14 protein-coding genes are annotated in these 16,902 nt (G+C 67.1%); 2 read left to right on the top strand and 12 right to left on the bottom strand.

What is annotated here, in order from left to right:
• Positions 1 to 28: 28 nt before the first annotated feature.
• The 9 genes from recN to murC form a co-directional block, all read right to left on the bottom strand.
• Positions 29 to 1,702, bottom strand: coding sequence for a DNA repair protein RecN (gene recN / locus ACQR0U_RS10030; RefSeq protein ID WP_315713425.1), 1,674 nt, complete (start codon positions 1,700 to 1,702; stop codon positions 29 to 31).
• 125 nt (positions 1,703 to 1,827) lie between these two features.
• Positions 1,828 to 2,718, bottom strand: coding sequence for an outer membrane protein assembly factor BamD (locus ACQR0U_RS10035; RefSeq protein WP_315713426.1), 891 nt, complete (start codon positions 2,716 to 2,718; stop codon positions 1,828 to 1,830).
• A gap of 391 nt (positions 2,719 to 3,109) precedes the next feature.
• Positions 3,110 to 4,069, bottom strand: coding sequence for a UDP-3-O-acyl-N-acetylglucosamine deacetylase (lpxC, locus tag ACQR0U_RS10040; RefSeq protein ID WP_315713427.1), 960 nt, complete (start codon positions 4,067 to 4,069; stop codon positions 3,110 to 3,112).
• A gap of 346 nt (positions 4,070 to 4,415) precedes the next feature.
• Positions 4,416 to 6,254, bottom strand: a complete 1,839-nt coding sequence (gene ftsZ, locus ACQR0U_RS10045; protein WP_316226152.1) for a cell division protein FtsZ — start codon at positions 6,252 to 6,254, stop codon at positions 4,416 to 4,418.
• 90 nt (positions 6,255 to 6,344) lie between these two features.
• Positions 6,345 to 7,664 (bottom strand): cell division protein FtsA, encoded by a 1,320-nt coding sequence (ftsA, locus tag ACQR0U_RS10050; protein WP_315713429.1) that lies wholly within the window; start codon positions 7,662 to 7,664, stop codon positions 6,345 to 6,347.
• Positions 7,661 to 8,710, bottom strand: coding sequence for a cell division protein FtsQ/DivIB (locus tag ACQR0U_RS10055; protein ID WP_434843139.1), 1,050 nt, complete (start codon positions 8,708 to 8,710; stop codon positions 7,661 to 7,663). The genes ftsA and ACQR0U_RS10055 overlap by 4 nt, the downstream gene beginning before the upstream one ends.
• Positions 8,711 to 8,998: 288 nt before the next feature.
• Positions 8,999 to 10,000 (bottom strand): D-alanine--D-alanine ligase family protein, encoded by a 1,002-nt coding sequence (locus ACQR0U_RS10060; protein ID WP_434843140.1) that lies wholly within the window; start codon positions 9,998 to 10,000, stop codon positions 8,999 to 9,001.
• A gap of 70 nt (positions 10,001 to 10,070) precedes the next feature.
• Positions 10,071 to 10,994 carry a UDP-N-acetylmuramate dehydrogenase gene (gene murB / locus ACQR0U_RS10065; RefSeq protein WP_434843141.1) on the bottom strand — a complete coding sequence of 308 codons (924 nt, stop codon included), beginning with the start codon at positions 10,992 to 10,994 and terminating at the stop codon, positions 10,071 to 10,073.
• A gap of 202 nt (positions 10,995 to 11,196) precedes the next feature.
• The gene (murC, locus tag ACQR0U_RS10070; RefSeq protein WP_434843142.1) at positions 11,197 to 12,603 is read right to left on the bottom strand and encodes a UDP-N-acetylmuramate--L-alanine ligase; all 1,407 of its coding nucleotides are present in this window, start codon (positions 12,601 to 12,603) and stop codon (positions 11,197 to 11,199) included.
• Positions 12,604 to 12,962: 359 nt separating this feature from the next.
• Between murC and ACQR0U_RS10075 the strand changes: the two genes are divergently transcribed.
• Positions 12,963 to 13,700: a carbonic anhydrase gene (locus tag ACQR0U_RS10075; RefSeq protein WP_316226154.1), complete on the top strand. Its 738-nt coding sequence runs from the start codon at positions 12,963 to 12,965 to the stop codon at positions 13,698 to 13,700.
• A gap of 4 nt (positions 13,701 to 13,704) precedes the next feature.
• Here the strand turns inward: ACQR0U_RS10075 and ACQR0U_RS10080 are convergent, their stop codons facing one another.
• Positions 13,705 to 14,364 carry a helix-turn-helix domain-containing protein gene (locus tag ACQR0U_RS10080; RefSeq protein WP_434843143.1) on the bottom strand — a complete coding sequence of 220 codons (660 nt, stop codon included), beginning with the start codon at positions 14,362 to 14,364 and terminating at the stop codon, positions 13,705 to 13,707.
• A 15-nt stretch (positions 14,365 to 14,379) separates the two neighbouring features.
• Here ACQR0U_RS10080 and ACQR0U_RS10085 point away from each other — a divergent pair, with 15 nt between their 5' ends.
• Positions 14,380 to 14,592, top strand: coding sequence for a hypothetical protein (locus ACQR0U_RS10085; RefSeq protein ID WP_315752429.1), 213 nt, complete (start codon positions 14,380 to 14,382; stop codon positions 14,590 to 14,592).
• Here ACQR0U_RS10085 and murG read toward each other — a convergent pair.
• Complete coding sequence (murG, locus tag ACQR0U_RS10090) at positions 14,589 to 15,692, bottom strand: undecaprenyldiphospho-muramoylpentapeptide beta-N-acetylglucosaminyltransferase (protein WP_315713437.1); 1,104 nt, start codon at positions 15,690 to 15,692, stop codon at positions 14,589 to 14,591. The two genes, ACQR0U_RS10085 and murG, sit on opposite strands and share 4 nt — an antisense overlap.
• Before the next feature lie 45 nt (positions 15,693 to 15,737).
• On the bottom strand, positions 15,738 to 16,889 hold the full coding sequence (ftsW, locus tag ACQR0U_RS10095) for a putative lipid II flippase FtsW (protein WP_315752427.1): 1,152 nt from the start codon (positions 16,887 to 16,889) through the stop codon (positions 15,738 to 15,740).
• Between the last annotated feature and the right edge of the window lie 13 nt (positions 16,890 to 16,902).

The raw sequence follows: 16,902 nt of genomic DNA on the forward strand, positions 1-16,902 counted from the left end.
CAAAGCGTTCGGCCCGCTCCGTTTCCAGCTACGCCGCCGCAGCCTCCAGCAGCCGGTCGGCGGCGGCGCGGGCTTCGGCGGTGACCTCGGCGCCGGCCAGCATGCGGGCGATCTCCTCGCGGCGGTGCAGGGTGGCGAGCGTGTTGACCCGGGTGACGACACGCTTGCCGCGATCCAGCGCATCCTTGGAAATCAGGAGATGCTGGTCCGCCCTGGCCGCGACCTGCGGCGCATGGGTCACGGCCATCACCTGAACCCCGTGCGCGAGCCGCGCCAGCCGGGCGCCGATGGCATCCGCGACCGCGCCGCCAACGCCCGTGTCGATCTCGTCGAACACCAAGGTCGGCGCCGAGCCGCGGTCGGACAGCACGACCTTGAGCGCCAGCAGGAACCGCGACAGCTCGCCGCCCGAGGCGACCTTCATCATCGGGCCCGGCCGCGTGCCCGGATTGGTCTGGACCCAGAACTCGACACGGTCGATGCCCTCCGGCCCCGGCGCCTCGGCGTCGCTGTCGACCTGGGTCATGAACTTGGCGCGCTCCAGCTTGAGCGGGGCGAGTTCGGCATGGACGGCCCGGTTCAGCTTCTCCGCCGACTTGGTCCGCGCCGCCGACAGCTTGGCCGCCGCCGCGGCATAGCGCGCATCGGCTGTTGCCGCCGCCGCCTCCAGCTTCTTCAACTGCTCGGCGCCGGCATCGATCAGGACGACATCCGCGGCATATTTGGCAGCCAAGGCCGCCAGCCCATCCACCGGCGTCGAATATTTGCGCGCAGCCGCGCGCAGCGCGAACAGCCGCTCCTCGATGCGCTCCAGCTCCAGCGGATCGAAATCGGTGGCCGCGAGCGCCACCGTCAGATGCTGATCGGCCTCCTCCAGGGCGTTGATCGCCGAATCGATCGCCTTCACCGCCGGATCGACCAGCGCGGGCGAGCTGACCGCGCGTCGCTCCAGCCGGCGAACGGCCGCGGCCAGCGCGGCGATCGGCGACTGGTTGCCGCTGACCGCATCCTGCGCGTCGCGCAGATCGCCCGCGATCTTCTCGCCCTGCATCATGGCCGTGCGGCGGGCGGCGAGCTGCGTCTCCTCGCCCTCCTTCGGCGCCAGCTTCTTCAGCTCGTCCGAGGCATGCCGCAGATAGTCGGCCTCGCGGGCCGCGCGCTCCATGCCCGCCCGGTGCTCGTCGAGCGCCGTGACCGCGGTCCGGCGGGCCGCCCAGAGGGCCTCGACCGCGGCGACGTCCTTCTCCAGGCCCGCAAAGGCATCCAGCAGCCGGCGGTGGGTGGCGGCATCGACCAGCGCACGCTCATCATGCTGGCCATGGATCTCGACCAGGGTGGCGCCGATCGCTTTCAGCGTCTGCACGCTGACCGACTGGTCGTTGATGAAGGCGCGGGTGCGGCCGTCGCCGAACTGGACGCGGCGCAGGATCATCTCGCCATTGGCATCCAGGCCGTTGGCGGCGAGGATCCTGGCGGCGGGATGATCCTTGCCGATCTCGAACACGGCCGTGACCTGCCCCTGGTCGGCCCCGTGGCGCACCAGGCTGGCGTCGCCGCGACCGCCGAGCGCGAGAGCGAAGGCGTCCAGCAGGATCGACTTGCCGGCACCGGTCTCGCCGGTCAGCACCGCAAGTCCATGGGAGAATTCGAGATCGAGTCGTTCGATCAGGACGATGTCACGGATCGACAGTCGCGCCAGCATGGAACCGAAGTCCTTCGTAACGGGGCGGAACGCCCCTGAGCGAACGACTCGATGCTAGCAGCAAATAGAGAACAAAACAAGAATATAGAACAAAGCCAGACCAAACGAGCGATCCGGCCGATTGCTCAGCCCAGGCCGAGCTTCTTGAAGGCGCGCGAGATGTAGGAGCCCTTGTTCTCCTCGGGCTCGACGCCGCCCGACTTCACGAGATTGTAGGCGTCCTTGTACCACTTGCTGTCGGGGAAATTGTGCCCGAGCACGGCCGCCGCGGTCTGGGCCTCGCCGACGATGCCGATCGTCATGTAGGCCTCGGTCAGGCGATACAGCGCTTCCTCGACGTGCCGCGTGGTCTGATACTGCGTCACCACCGCCTTGAAGCGGTTGATGGCGGCCGTGTAGTCGCGCTTCTGCATGTAATAGCGGCCGACATCCATTTCCTTGCCGGCGAGCTGGTCGCGGGCGCCCTCCATCTTGGCCTTGGCATTGGTGGCGTATTCGGAGGTCGGATATTTACGCACCACCTCTTCGAGGGAGGCGATGGCCTTCTCGGTCCGGCCCTGGTCGCGGCTGATGTCCGGGATCTGGTCGTAATGCGAGGCAGCGATCAGGTATTGCGCATAGGCCGCGTCCGGGCTGCCCGGGTGCAGGGTCACGTAGCGGGTGGCGGCGCCGATGCAGCCATCGTAGTCGCCGGCCTGATAGGAGGCGTAGGCCGACATCAGCAGCGATTTGCGGGCCCAGTCGGAATAAGGATGCTGGCGGTCGACCTCCTCGAACTTCTTGGTCGCGCCTTTGACGTCCTTCTTCTCGTTCATCAGGTACAAGCCCTCATTGTAGAGCTTGTCCGCGGGCTCATCGACGAAGGTGTCGTCCTTGGCGAGGAACTTGTCCCAGAGTCCGCCGGTGCCGCAGCCGCTCAACGGCAGCGCCAGCAGGATCAGCGACGCGGCGAGCCGGAGCCGGCCGATGCTTGCTGCGGGATGACGGAGGTCGCGCGTGAGACGCTGTATCGACATGCTTCTTTGGAACCCGATGCCTGTGATCTGATCTACGCCGTGCACCATGAAGGTCGCTTCATGACCGCGAAGGAAGAGCCCCGCCAGTGGCACGCATCACGCGGCCCCGGCCTCTCTAGCCGAAAACACTTCATCAACCAACCGCATAGGAAGCCAATCCGCCCGGATTAAGGCAACACCGAGGCTGCCGCCACGCATCATGGTTACCGCTGAGGAAGCCGTTGGAAAACATCGAAATGCCGATGATCCAGCCACGGAGAAGACGTGGCCAGAAACAAACATTGACAAAAAAGCAGCCGGAAAAAACCGAACGAAGTCGAAAGCAAAGCTCCCGGCAATGTCGCGCGTCGCGCAACCCCGTCGACGGATCAGCTGAGCGGCAGGACGACGCTCAGGACACGTCCGGGCCGTAGGCCGGCGCAACCATGCCACCGACCATGCCGCCAACGACCTCCGCGGCCACGCGGGGACGCCGCACGGTCTCGCCTTCGACGATCCGCCAAGCCGTGCGATCCGCCATCAGAGCAGTCAGCACCGCATGGTTGAGCTTGTGACCGCCACGGACCGAACGATAGGTTCCGAGCATCGGCAGGCCGGCCAGCGCTAGATCGCCGATCGCATCCAGCACCTTGTGGCGGGCACATTCGTCGGCGTAGCGCAGACCTTCGGGATTGAGCAGGCGGTCCTCGTCGAACACAAGCGTGTTGTCGAAGGACGAACCGAGCGCGAAGCCGGCGCTCCACAGTCGCGACACGTCGCTCATGCAGCCGAAGGTGCGGGCGCGGGCGATCTCGCGGCGGAAGCGCTCGGGGCTGAGCTCGAAATGATAGGCTTGGCGGCCGATCACGGGGTTGGTGAAATCGATTTCGGCTTCGACCCAGAAGCCGGAGCTGTTTGGACGCAGCTCGCCCGTGGAGGCGCCGATGGTCACCTGGACCGGCTTGAGCACCTGAATGTAGCGCCGCGGAGCCGACTGATTGACGATCCCGGCCTGGTCGATGGCAGCGACGAACGGTGCCGCACTGCCATCCATGATCGGAACCTCGGGACCATCGACCTCGATCAGCGCATTGTCGACACCCATGCCGCGCAGCGCGGCGAGAACATGCTCGGCGGTGGACACCAGCGGACCGTTGCGGTCACCGAGCACCGTCGCCAACTCGGTGGCGATCACCGAGCCGAAGGACGCCTGGACCTCGCGGTCGGCGCCATCGAGGCCGGTGCGGAGGAACACGATCCCCGCATCGATCGGCGCAGGCCCGATCGTCAGGCTGACAGGCGCGCCAGAGTGGACGCCTACACCGGTGACGGTGGCTTGCGAACGAAGCGTTGTTTGCCGGCTGAATTTCATCGACGATCGCCCAAGACCCCGCCTGATCCCTCGTCAGCCCGCCCCTCGCGAACCGACTCACTTTCAGGCATCCCCAAGTCACGGCAGAACTTAACGAGAGCCCCAAAGAGCGCCAACTCACGCTTCTTTACGGATTGTTACCCCATCTCTGCCGTATTCGCGCCAACCCTTAACCAAACTGGAACGAGGCCTTAACCCTCCCGGTTCCCGATCTAAACACCGAAAGAATAATTAATCATTTAAAATCAGTTAGTTGAACGGCAATCACGGAGCCCCGGCGGCCCATGGAAAAGGCCCGGCTCTCGCGAGCCGGGCCTGTTCAGCACCATCAGGGCTGTAACAATTCTCAGGTTGCCTGCCGGCGGAGGAAGGCCGGGATATCCAAATGGTCGTCTCCCTGTGGCGCCGGGGACACAGGCGCAGGACGGCCATGGACGTCCAGACCCTGCGGCGCGGGACGGCGGGCATATTCCGAGACAGGCGATTCGTGGCTCGCAACCTGCTGAGCAACGTTCCGCTGCGACTTACGTTCCGGCAGGGGCGGCATCTGCGGCATGGCAGGACCCGCGGTCCGCACCGGCAGCGGCGGCTCGGCGTCCTCGTCCCGGCGGCCGAGACCGACATTGGCGAGACGCTGCAGCAGCGACATTCGGGTCTTCTGCGGATGCTCGTCGCCCTCGTCGCCCCTCGCCTGACGGATCTCGGCCTGGGCCGGCATCGGCAGGTCCTCGAACTTGGGCATGCGCGGCGCGCGGACCGGAACCCGCTCAGCGGCCTGGGGAATGAAGGTCTCGGGCGGGGCCGCCGGCTCGATCGGAGCCGCGCGCTGCGCCTCGGGCTCCGGGAACAGGGACGGCTTCTGCGCAATCGGGCGGACCGTCACGTCGCCATAAGAGGCTGCCGGCGCCGGGGCAGCCGAGGGCGCGGGCTCGCTTGCCATTGCGGCGGCAACGGCGGCCAGCGTGTCGCGCTCGAGATTCGGCGCCGGACGCGGCGCAGGCGCCATCGGCGCGGGCGCCGCGGCGGCGACGGCCGGAGCCTGCGACGCCTGCTGCTCGAGCTTGGCGGCGCGTTCAGCCAGGCGCTGATTGTCGGCGCGCAGGCGCGCAGTCAGATCGGCGAGGCGGCTTTCAGGGAGACCCGCGGCAGCGGTCGGGGCGGCGGCAATCGGAGCGACAGCCGCCGCCGGCTGTGAGGTCGTGACGTTCCGGTTGAACTGCGCCTGCTCGATGCCGGTCGCGACCACCGAGACCCGAATCAGCCCGTCGAGCGATTCGTCGAAGGTGGCGCCGACGATGATGTTGGCGTCCTGGTCGACCTCCTCGCGGATACGGGTCGCAGCTTCGTCGACCTCGAACAGCGTGAGATCCTTGCCGCCGGTGATCGAGATCAGGAGGCCGCGCGCGCCCTTCATCGACGAATCGTCGATCAGCGGGTTGGCGATGGCGGCTTCGGCGGCGGTGAGCGCGCGCTTGTCGCCGGAGGCTTCGCCGGTGCCCATCATCGCCTTGCCCATCTCACGCATGACAGCGCGGACGTCGGCGAAGTCGAGGTTGATCAGGCCTTCCTTGACCATCAGGTCGGTGATGCAGGCGACGCCGGAATAGAGCACCTGGTCGGCCATCGCGAAGGCGTCGGCGAAGGTGGTCTTCTCGTTGGCGACCCGGAACAGGTTCTGGTTCGGGATGATCAGCAGCGTGTCGACGACCTTGTGCAGCTCGGAGATGCCCGACTCCGCGGTGCGCATGCGGCGCGCGCCCTCGAAGTGGAACGGCTTGGTGACGACGCCCACGGTGAGAATGTTCATCTCGCGCGCGGTCTTGGCAATGACCGGAGCTGCACCGGTGCCCGTTCCGCCACCCATGCCGGCGGTCACGAACACCATGTTGGCGCCCGAGAGATGATCGCGGATCTCGTCGATCACCTCCTGCGCGGCGGCGGCGCCGACGTCCGGCTGCGAGCCGGCGCCGAGGCCTTGGGTCACCTGCGTGCCCATCTGGATGATGCGCTGAGCCTTGGACATGGTCAGCGCCTGCGCGTCGGTATTGGCGACCACGAAGTCCACCCCCTGCAGGCCGGCCGTGATCATGTTGTTGACGGCGTTGCCGCCCGCGCCGCCGACACCGAACACGGTGATCCGGGGCTTCAGCTCGTGGATATCAGGAGGGGTAATAGTGAGTGCCATGATTGCCTCTCGATCACGCGCGGGTGGGTTCGCCCCGGCCGCCGGCCGCGGTTGGTGTTGTTGAAAATCGCATGGGGTGGAAGCCGGTCATCAGAAGCCCTCGCGTAGCCATCGTCCGACCTTTCCGAAGTAGCCGTCGGTTCCTGTCCCGACCTGCCGCGTATGCCGCGGTTCGACGTGTTCCAGGTGCGCGTATTGCGGATAGACCAGAAGCCCGGTGGGCACCGCGAAGGCGGCGTTCTTGGCCTCGTTGGGGAGACGGCCGAAACCGAGCGGACGGCCGACGCGCACCGGGCGGTCGAGGATCCGGGTCGCAAGCTCGACCAGCCCCGTCAGCTGGGAGGCGCCTCCGCTAAGGACGACGCGCGCCTTGGGTTCTGCCGCAAAGGGCGAATCCTTCAGCCGGTCGCGGACCATTTCAAAAATCTCCTCTGCGCGGTGCCTGACGATGTTCGCGATGGTGGCGCGGGACACGATCTGCGGAACATCCCGCTCGTTGTCACCGGCCGTCGGAACAGACATCAACTCACGCGCGTCGGACCCGCCAGTCAGCACCGTGCCATATAACGTCTTGATTCGCTCGGCATCTGCAATGCACGCTGATAGTCCGCGCGCAAGATCCATGGTCACGTGATGCCCGCCGAGCGCAAAACCGGAGGCATGGACGAAGCGGCCGCCGGAATAGATCGCGATCGTCGTGGTGCCGGCCCCCATTTCGACCACCGCCGCGCCGAGATCGGCCTCGTCGTCGGTCAGCACCGACAACCCGGCAACATACGGGCTTGCCGCCATGGCCTCGACGTTGAGGTGGCAGCGCTCGACCACGAGCATCAGGTTCTTGGCCACGGTGGCGTCGGTCGTGACGACGTTCATGTCGACGCCGAACTGCCGCGCCAGCATGCCGCGCGGGTCGCGGATGCCCTTCACGCCATCGAGCGTGTAGCCGACGGGCAAGGCATGCAGCACCGCGCGCCCGTCACCGGTGGCGTGGTGCATGCCGGTTGAGGTCACGCGGCTGACATCGGCCTGGGTCACGGCGCCGCCGCGAATGTCCGAGGTGGCCTCGATCAGATGGCCCATGACGCGGCCGCCGGCGACCGGCAGCAGCACGGACTCGACCCGCACCTTGGCCATGCGCTCGGCCAGCGCGACCGCCTGCCGCACGGCCTGCTCGCATTCGACGGGATCGACGACGGCGCCGGCCTTGACGCCGCGCGACTGGATCTGGCTGTAGCCGATCAACTCGACCGTGTGGGTGCGGCCGCGCAGCGCGTCGCTGGGCGGCGCCGGCTTCAGCCGCGCGATCATGCAGGCGATCTTGCTGGTGCCGACATCGAGAGAGGCCACAAGCGCGGTGCGCTTCTGGCCCATCGGGCGCGTCTTCGGAGTCTGGCGATCGAAGCCGGTCATGCGTCACCGGCCTTCTTCTTGGACTTCTTGTCCTTGAACAGCTCGTCGTGCGCCTTCGCTGCGTCCTCGGACAGTTGCACCGTCAGCCGGTCCGACAGCCGCAAGTCGATGGCGACGATGTCGCGCGAGAACAGCTTGTCGTCCTGGTCGAGCTGGGTCAGGGTCGCGAGCGCATTACCGACATCGTGCTCGGGCAGGCGAATATCGAGGCCGTCCTTGGTCCGCAGGTTCCAGCGACGCTCGCCGACGAACACGGCGGCCTTGGTGACCGCGCGCACCTGCGGGTAGCGGGCGAGCAGCGCCAGGAAATCACGCGCGCGGCTTTCGGCTCCCTTGCCGACCACGAGCGGCAGGGTCAGGAAACGGCGCGAGACATATTGCTCGAGCACGGCGCCGTCATCGGCGATGACCGAGAGGCGGCCCTCCTGCTGCCAGAGCGCGAACGCCTTGCGCTCGACGACGTCGATCTGCAGTTGGTTCGGAAAGAACTTCTGCACCGTGGCGTCGGCGATCCAGGGGTTGGCCTTGAGCCTGTCGCGCACGGCGGCGGCATCGAGGAACAGCAACGAGGAGCGGCCGGTGACGCCGCCGACGGCGAGGATCTCGTCCTGGGTGAGCTGCTTGCGGCCATTGATCGCCACGGCCGTGATGCGGAAGCCGGCCGCATTGGCCAGGGCATTGCGGGTGTCGGACAGGGCCGCGCTGACGTCCTGGGCGTGGCCGCCCTTGACGATGCCGAGCCAGACGCTGCCGAACAAGAGCACCACGGTCGCCACGGTGCCGAGCCGGCGCGGCAAATAGCGCTCGACGAGCTCGACCACGCGCGGCGGCGCCTCGCGCTCGACCATCGGCGCGCGCGCGGCCTGCATCGACGCCAGATCTCTTCGGCTCGACCGCCAGCCTTGCTTCGTGCCGCCGTGCGCGAAGCCGATACGCGGAAGGCGGGCCGAGACATACTCGCGCAGCAGGATTGCCGCGCCAAGGGCAGCGGCTTTCAGGTTCGCTTGAGGCCTCTGCGATCGAGCGAGGCGTCCTGCACCATCCATTGCACGAGCTCATCAAACTGTTGCGCCCGCAGATACTCGCGGACCCACGCCTGCGCTCCCGGCCCGCCGGACGCTGGTGACGTCGCGATGCGTGACGTCACGACCCGGCAGCCGAGCACCACTGAGGCGCCAGCATTAACCTTCGGACGTCCTGGTAAACAAAAAGTAAAATCGGTCCGGGGAGACGAATTTTTTCTCCGATTTATGAGGACCTTGCCCGGAATTCTTAAGCATTTTACGGGTTACAGGAACCACCGGGAGACGCCGGGCCGGGTTCCTGCGGGGCGTCTACCGAACGCCGGATCGACGGCTGCGCCCCTCCGCCAAGGCGATCTGCTGATTGAGGAAATCGACAAAAGCGATCCCCTGCGCCGCGAGCGCCTTGGGATACAGCGAGGCCGCGGTCAGCCCGGGCAGCGTATTGGTCTCGAGATAAACGGGACCATTGGCCGAGACGATGAAGTCGGTCCGCGAATAGCCGCCGCAGGACAGCGCGCGATGCGCCTTGATCGCCTCCGTCTGCAGCGCGACCGTCACCTCCGGACTGAAGCGGCCGGGACAGATCTCCTTCGTCGCCGCGGCGAGGTACTTCGCGAAATAGTTGAAGGCGCCGTCGGCGGGGAGGATCTCGATCGGCGGCAGCGCGATCAGCGAGCCGTCTCCCTGCTCGAGCACGCCGCAGGTCGCTTCCGTTCCGGTGACGAACGGCTCGATCAGGTACTCCTCGGTCGCGGCCGCCGCTTTGACGGCAACGAGGTCCTGGCTGGCGTTGACGAAGATCAGCCCAAAACTCGATCCGTCCTTCACCGGCTTGGCGATCAGCCGGCCGTAGCGCGCCAGCGCCGCTTCGGCGTCATCGAACGCGACGCCCTCGGCCGCTGTGACCCCGCCGAGCACGGCGAAGCGCTTGGCGGCAACCTTGTCGAAGGCGAGGTGCGAGGCGGCCGAGCTCGAGCCGGTGAACGGCACGCCGCGAAGCTCGCACATCAGTTGAAGCTCGCCATTCTCCGCCCGGCCACCGTGGAGACCGAGCACCAGAACCCGATCCTCGGCCCTGGCGCGATCGAGCGCCTCGGCGAGCGTCCCGATACTCTCACCATCGGCGGTGAACGGCTCCTCGAACGGCTTGGCATGAGCCGTGAGCGCCGGGCCGCTCGCCTGATGCACCGTGTCGTCGGCCTCCCAGAACCAGAGGTCAGCCTCGGGCAGCGCGGCATGCAGCGCTTTGGCGCTGGCGACCGAGACGAGGCGCTCCTTGTTGGAGCCGCCGAACAAAATCGTGGTGCGCATCAATGTCTTCTCGGTTGATCTCACAACCGCAGTCGCGATTGCGCTGACGTCACTTGAGCAGGGGGGGCGATCAGCTCGCCTTGACTCCGATCCGCTTGATCTCCCACTGCAACTCGATGCCCGAACTCGCCTTGACCCGCTCGCGCACGGTCTCGCCGAGAGTCTCGATGTCGTCAGCGGTGGCGTTGCCGGTGTTGATCAGGAAGTTGCAGTGCATTTCTGAAACCTGGGCGCCGCCGACCTTGAGACCGCGGCAGCCGGCGGCATCGACCAGCTTCCAGGCGGAATGTCCCGGCGGATTCTTGAAGGTCGAGCCGCCGGTCTTCTCGCGGATCGGCTGCGCCGTCTCACGATGCGCCTGCACCTCGGCCATGCGCGCCCGGATCGCCTCCGGCGCCGACGGCGTGCCGCGGAAGCGCGCTGCCGTGAAGATCAGCGACGGATCGACGCCGCTCGCGCGATAGGTGAACTTCATCTCGGCATTGTCGAAGCGGTGCGTCTTGCCATGGCGGTCAATCGCGATCGCCTCGACCAGGATGTCCTTTGTCTCGCCGCCATTGGCGCCGGCATTCATCCGCAGCGCGCCGCCGATCGTGCCGGGAATACCGAACAGGAATTCCAGGCCCGCGAGATTGGCCGACGCCGCGATCTCGGCGACGCGCTTGTCGAGCGCGGCGGTGCCGGCGGTCACGATATCGCCCTCCGCCTTGACCTCGCCGAACGCGCGCGGCGCCAGCCGGATCACGACGCCCGGCACGCCGCCGTCGCGCGCGATCAGGTTGGAGCCGACGCCGATGACGTAGAGCGGCAGATCACTGGACAGGTGCTTGAGGAAGTAGGCGAGGTCGTCGGCATCCGCCGGCGTGAACAGCACCTGCGCCGGTCCGCCGACGCGAAACCAGGTGAGAGGCGCGAGACTCTCGTTGGCGAGGAGCCGCCCGCGCAGCTCCGGCATTGCGGCTTTGAGCTCGGGGGTGACGTCGGGGAAACTCACGCGGCTGCTCTCACATCGTGCGCCGACATCGTCAGGGTCGGCACGCACTCTCCGTTCCCTCCCCCCTTGTGGGGGAGGGTCAGGGAGGGGGGTGAGCCCCAGGTGCCGGCGCTCGTGGTCCCCCCCTCTCCACCTCTCCCCCACAAGGGGGGAGAGAGCAGAGTATGCCGCGTAGCTGCCAGCTCGCCCAACGACACCGCCCTCATCCCAGCGCCTTCAACTCGCCGGGCAGCGCGTAGGCCCATTGCGTGATGTTGTTGCCGGCGCCGAGGCACACGACGAGATCGCCCGGCTTGGCGAGGCCCTTGACGATGCCGGCGAGGTCCGCGGCCTTCGGCAGCGGCACCACGTCGCGATGGCCGTGGGCGCGCAGGCCGAGCACGAAATGGTCGCGATCGACGCCTTCGATCGGGGCTTCGCCTGCTGCATAGACGTCGGCGACGACGACGGCGTCCGCATCGTTGAAGCAGGTGCAGAACTCCTCGAACAGGGACTGCAGGCGGGTGTAGCGATGCGGCTGCACCACAGCGATGATCTTGCCATTGGTGGATTCGCGCGCCGCCTTCAGTACCGCCGCGATCTCGACCGGATGGTGACCGTAGTCATCGATCACGGTAACGCCATTCCATTCACCGGTGCGGGTGAAGCGGCGCTTGACGCCGCCGAAGCCAGCAATCGCCTTGCGGATGGCCTCGTCGGACAGGCCGAGCTCGCGCGCGACCGCGATCGCCGCCGTTGCGTTCGAGGCATTGTGCCGGCCTGGCATCGGCAGCGCGATGTCGGCAATCTCGTGCGTCTCACCGCTCTTGCGGTCGCGGAACACGACCTTGAATGACGAGCCGCCGCCCATCGGCGCGAGGTCGACAAGGCGGACATCGGCCTGCGGGTTGACGCCGTAGGTGATGATGCGGCGGTCCTCGATCTTTCCGACCAGCGTTTGCACCACCGGATGATCGATGCACATCACGGCGAAGCCGTAGAACGGCACGTTCTCGACGAAGGCGCGGAAGGCATCCTGCACGGCCTCGAAGGTCTTGAAGTGATCGAGATGCTCGGGATCGACATTGGTGACGATGGCGACATCCGCCGGCAGCTTCAGGAAGGTGCCGTCGCTCTCGTCGGCCTCGACCACCATCCATTCGCCGGCGCCGAGCCGCGCATTGGTGCCATAGGCATTGATGATGCCGCCATTGATGACGGTGGGATCGAGCCCGCCAGCATCGAGCAGCGCCGCGACCATCGAGGTGGTCGTTGTCTTGCCATGGGTGCCGGCGATGGCGACGCAGCTCTTCAGCCGCATCAGCTCGGCCAGCATCTCGGCACGCCGGACGACGGGAATGCGCTGGGCGCGCGCTGCCATCAGCTCGGGATTGTCGCGCTTGATGGCCGTCGAGACGACGACGACGTCCGCACCCGCGATGTTCTCGGCCTTGTGCCCGACGCTGACGGTGATGCCCTTCTCGCGCAGGCGTGCGACGTTCGCATTGTCCGAGGCGTCCGAGCCCTGCACCGTATAGCCGAGATTGCACAGCACCTCGGCGATACCGCTCATGCCGATGCCGCCGATCCCGACGAAGTGGATGGGTCCGATCTCGCGCGGCAGTCTCATGGGGGCATCTCGTCTCAAGGGTTCCGGGCGCCCGGTGGGAGGGGAGCGGCCGCGAATCGTCAGCCCTTCTTGCAAGACATGACCGACCTGGACAAGTCCGGCCAGGCCGTAAGAACTGCCAAATTCTCAGCCGTTCGCCCGATTTTGGCCGATTTTGGCAGCCCAGCCGGCGCGATCGGCCAGGAGTTCCCGCTCGATCCCACCTTTCACAAATTGTTAAGCGCGATCCCACGCTGCCCCCTCCCAACAGGATACCTGCAATTTTTGCGCGCTCACCGCGTCAGTTCGCGTGGCATGAGTAGCGGGCGGCCGGCGTGCCGGGCACGCATATTTCAATCTTTGATGGAGAACCCTCGTCGATGTGCTCGCTGTGTGAAACGCACCCTCCCGTATTGTCCCGGCGCCGGCTGCTCGGCGGCGGCGCAGTGCTGGCTGCCGCGGCGGTCGGCGCACTTCCGGCGTTTGCCAAAGAAGCCAAGCAGGCGAGCGACAGCGCGATGCCCCCCAACGCCATCTCTCCGGACGACGCGATGAAGCGCATCGTCGATGGCAACGCGCGCTACGTCGCCGGCAACCTCGACAACAAGGATTTCTCGGCCGGCCGGGCAGCGCGCGCCGCGGCCCAATACCCGATCGCCGCGATCGTGAGCTGCGCCGATGCCCGGGTCGCCCCCGAGCTGGTGTTCGATCAAGCGCCCGGTGAGCTGTTCGTGGTCCGGGTCGCCGGCAATTTCGTCAACGACGACGGTCTCGCCAGCCTCGAATATGGCGTCAAGTTCCTCGGCACGCCTCTCGTGCTGGTGCTCGGTCACAGCGGCTGCGGCGCCATCGATGCGACGATCAAGGTACTCAAGGACGGCACCAAGCTGCCAGGCCACCTGCCCGCACTGATCAATGCACTCAAACCCGGCGTCGAGGCTGCGATCGCGAAGAAGCCGCAGGATCTGCTGGCCGAAGCCACCGCAGAGAACGTGCGCAGCAACGTCCGGCGCCTGTCGACCGCCAAGCCGATTCTCGGCCGCATGGTCGCCGAGGGCAAGGTGAAGATCGTGGGCGGCATCTATGACATCGGCACCGGCCGGGTCACGATGATCTGACGCCTCAAGCTGGCCGCAGCACGCGATCCGCACGCGCGGCTGCGGCCGCGAGCCAACACACCTGGTGGCAGAACCAGGCCTCCACGGAGGCCACGAAACCCGGCGTCAGTATCAGATGCCGGCGCCCGTCGCCGAAGCGCAGCAGACCGCGCCCCTCCATGGTCGTCAGCAGGTTGCGGATATGGGAGCGCGAGACGCCGAGCGAGGTCGCAAGCTCCGCCGTCGAAATCGCGACGGCCTCGCGCCCAACGGCGGACCGGGCGACGAGCGTCAGCGCCAGATGGATGCCGCTGTCGTGCTCGTCGGTCCAGGCGAGATCGGGAAATCCCGTCAGGGGCCGATTGTCGCGGCACAGCCAGCTCGCACATTGCCGGATCGTCTCCGCATAGAACGCGGCGTCATCCTGCAGACGAAGGCTCAGTCCGCCGGCATGCGTCAATCGGGCGTGGCAATCCAGATGCATGGCAAGCCAGCCTCGCAGCCCCTCGAGGATGACGGGGCCGGGCACCAGGTAGCGGATACGAGCATCCTCGGGATCGCGCTCGACGGTCACCAGCGACAGACCGCGCAACACCGCGACGAACGCCGCCGTCTGCCGCGGACCCGGCAGCCGCCTCTGCAGGCGTGTCAGGGTCGGCCGCTCGACCGGCTTGCGCGCCGACATGTGCATCATCACGATGTGCGCAGCGATTTCCGTCGGAGCGCGCTGACCGAACAGCTTGATCATCAGGCGTTGACCGCGCAGCGGCGCAATCAGCTGGTCGCAAAATCCGACGAGCACAGGCACAAAGGACGGATGGCGCCGCAAGTGCATCGGATGATCGTCAAGCAGGACAGCGCCATTGTCGGAGCTCCGGTTCATCATGGGATCACCGTGCGCTTGCGCGACTAGAGCGCCGCCGTCCTGATCACGAGATCGGCCAGCCGTTCCGCGGCATCGAGCCGCCCGGCTGTGCGCGCAGCCTGGGCCATCGCGGCGAGACGCGTCGGCTCGGCGGCGAGCGCCGAGATCTCGGAGGCCAGCCTGTCGGAGGTGAATTCGCTCTGCACGATCCGGATCGCGGCGCTCGCGTCCGACAGCACGCCGGCATTCGCGAACTGGTCCTGGTCGATGGCGCCCGGCAGCGGCACCAGGATCGAGGGCCGGCCGATCGCGGCGAGCTCGGCCACGGTGCCGGCGCCGGAACGCGAGATCACGAGGTGATTGGCGGCGAGCCGCGCCGGCAGGTCGGTGAAGAAGGGTTGCAGATCGGCATTGATCTTGAGCCGGTCATAGACCGCGCGCACCCGCGCCATGTCCTCCTGGCGCACCTGCTGGGTCAGCACCAGACGGCCCCACAGCGCCGGCTCCAGCCGCTCGATCGCGCCGGGCACGATGTCGCTCATGATGCGCGCGCCCTGGCTGCCGCCGACGACGAGCAACCGCAGCGGCCCGGCGGTCTCCGGCGGGACATAGGGCACGCCCGCGGCTTCGAGGATTGCAGGTCGCATCGGGGTGCCGACCGTGGTCGTCTTGCCGGCCAGCGCGGGATCGCGGTCGAGCACGCCCGGCAACGAGGTTGCAATCGCCTTCACATGCGCGGACAGGAAACGATTGGCGCGGCCGAGCACGGCATTGGCGTCGTGGATCAGGCTGGGCACGCCGGCGAGGCGCGCCGCCAGCAGCGGCGGCACGGTCGGATAGCCGCCGAAGCCGATCACGGCCGCGGGCTTGAGCCGCCGCATCAGGTTGAAGGCCGCGATGGTGCCGGTGCCGAGCAGCAGCGCGGTGCGCGCGAGCGCGACCGGCGAGCGGCTGCGCACCGTCTCGCTCGGCACCACGTCGATCATGTCCTTGGTGAACAGGCCGCTGTAGCGCAGCGCGCGCGCGTCGGTGACGAGACGGACGCGATAGCCGCGCCTGATCAGCTCGACGCCGAGCGCTTCAGCCGGAAACAGATGGCCGCCGGTGCCGCCGGCCGCGAGCAGAATGAGAGGCGCGGTTGAGGTCATGCGCGCTTGTTTACAGGCAATGTCTCGTCATTGCGAGCCAGCAGCCTAAGCGTAATTGCGCAGCGCGCCGGCTGCGTCGCCGGCCTCGAGCTCCATCCGCGGCCGCTGTCGGGTCAGCGCCAGCATCATGCCGACGCCATAGGCCAGCGACACGATCGAGGAGCCACCGTAGGAGATGAAGGGCAAGGTCATGCCCTTGGCCGGGATCAACTGCAGATTGACCGAGATGTTGATGGCCGCCTGGATACCGAACAGGATCGCGAGGCCCGAGGCCGCGAAGCGCGCAAAGCTATCCTCGGTCGCATAGGCGCGCGACAGCGTGCGGATCACGATGAACGCAAACAGCGCGACCAGCGCCAGGCACAGGATGATGCCGAACTCCTCGGCAGCGACCGCGAACACGAAATCGGTGTGGCTGTCCGGCAGGCTGCGCTTGGCGATGCCCTCGCCCGGCCCCAGCCCGAACCAGCCGCCGTTGGAGAACGCCTCCATCGCGGTGTCGACCTGGAAGGTGTCGCCGGAGGCCGGGTTCATGAAGCGCTTGATGCGGCCGGCGACGTGCGGGACCAAGAGATAGGCGCCGAACAGGCCGGTGGCGGCGGCGCCCGCGAGGCCCGCAACCCAGATCATGCGCATGCCGGCGATGAAGAACAGCGAGCCCCAGACCATCAGGATCAGCATGGTCTGGCCGAAATCCGGCTCCATCACCAGGAGCGACACCAGCATCAGCAGCAGCACCAACGCCATCGTGGTCGCCGGCATGTCGGGCCGCCGCGCGGATTCCGAGAACAGCCAGGCGGAAACGACGACGAAGGCCGGCTTCGCCGCCTCGGACGCCTGGATGTTGACGCCGATCAGCGTGATCCAGCGCCGCGAGCCCTTCACCTCCGGGCCGATCGCGAGCGTCAGCACGATCAGCACGATGGCGATCGTGAACACCACCAGCGCGCTGCGCCGGATCTGGCGCGGCGACAGGAAGGAAACGCCGATCAGCACGATGAACGACGGCAGCAGGAACAGGACGTGGCGGTTGAAGAAGTGGAACGGATCGAGCCCGATCCGAGTCGCCACCGGCGGGCTGGCCGCGAGCGACAGGATCACCCCGCACAGCATCAGCGCGAGGATGGAGCCGAGCAGCGGCTTGTCGACCGTCCACCACCAGTCGGACAGCGGATTGCGTTCTTCACGGGAGAGCATCGGGCGTCCACCT

It is taken from the genome of Bradyrhizobium sp. HKCCYLRH3097 (assembly GCF_051167875.1).
In the GTDB taxonomy this organism is placed as follows: domain Bacteria; phylum Pseudomonadota; class Alphaproteobacteria; order Rhizobiales; family Xanthobacteraceae; genus Bradyrhizobium.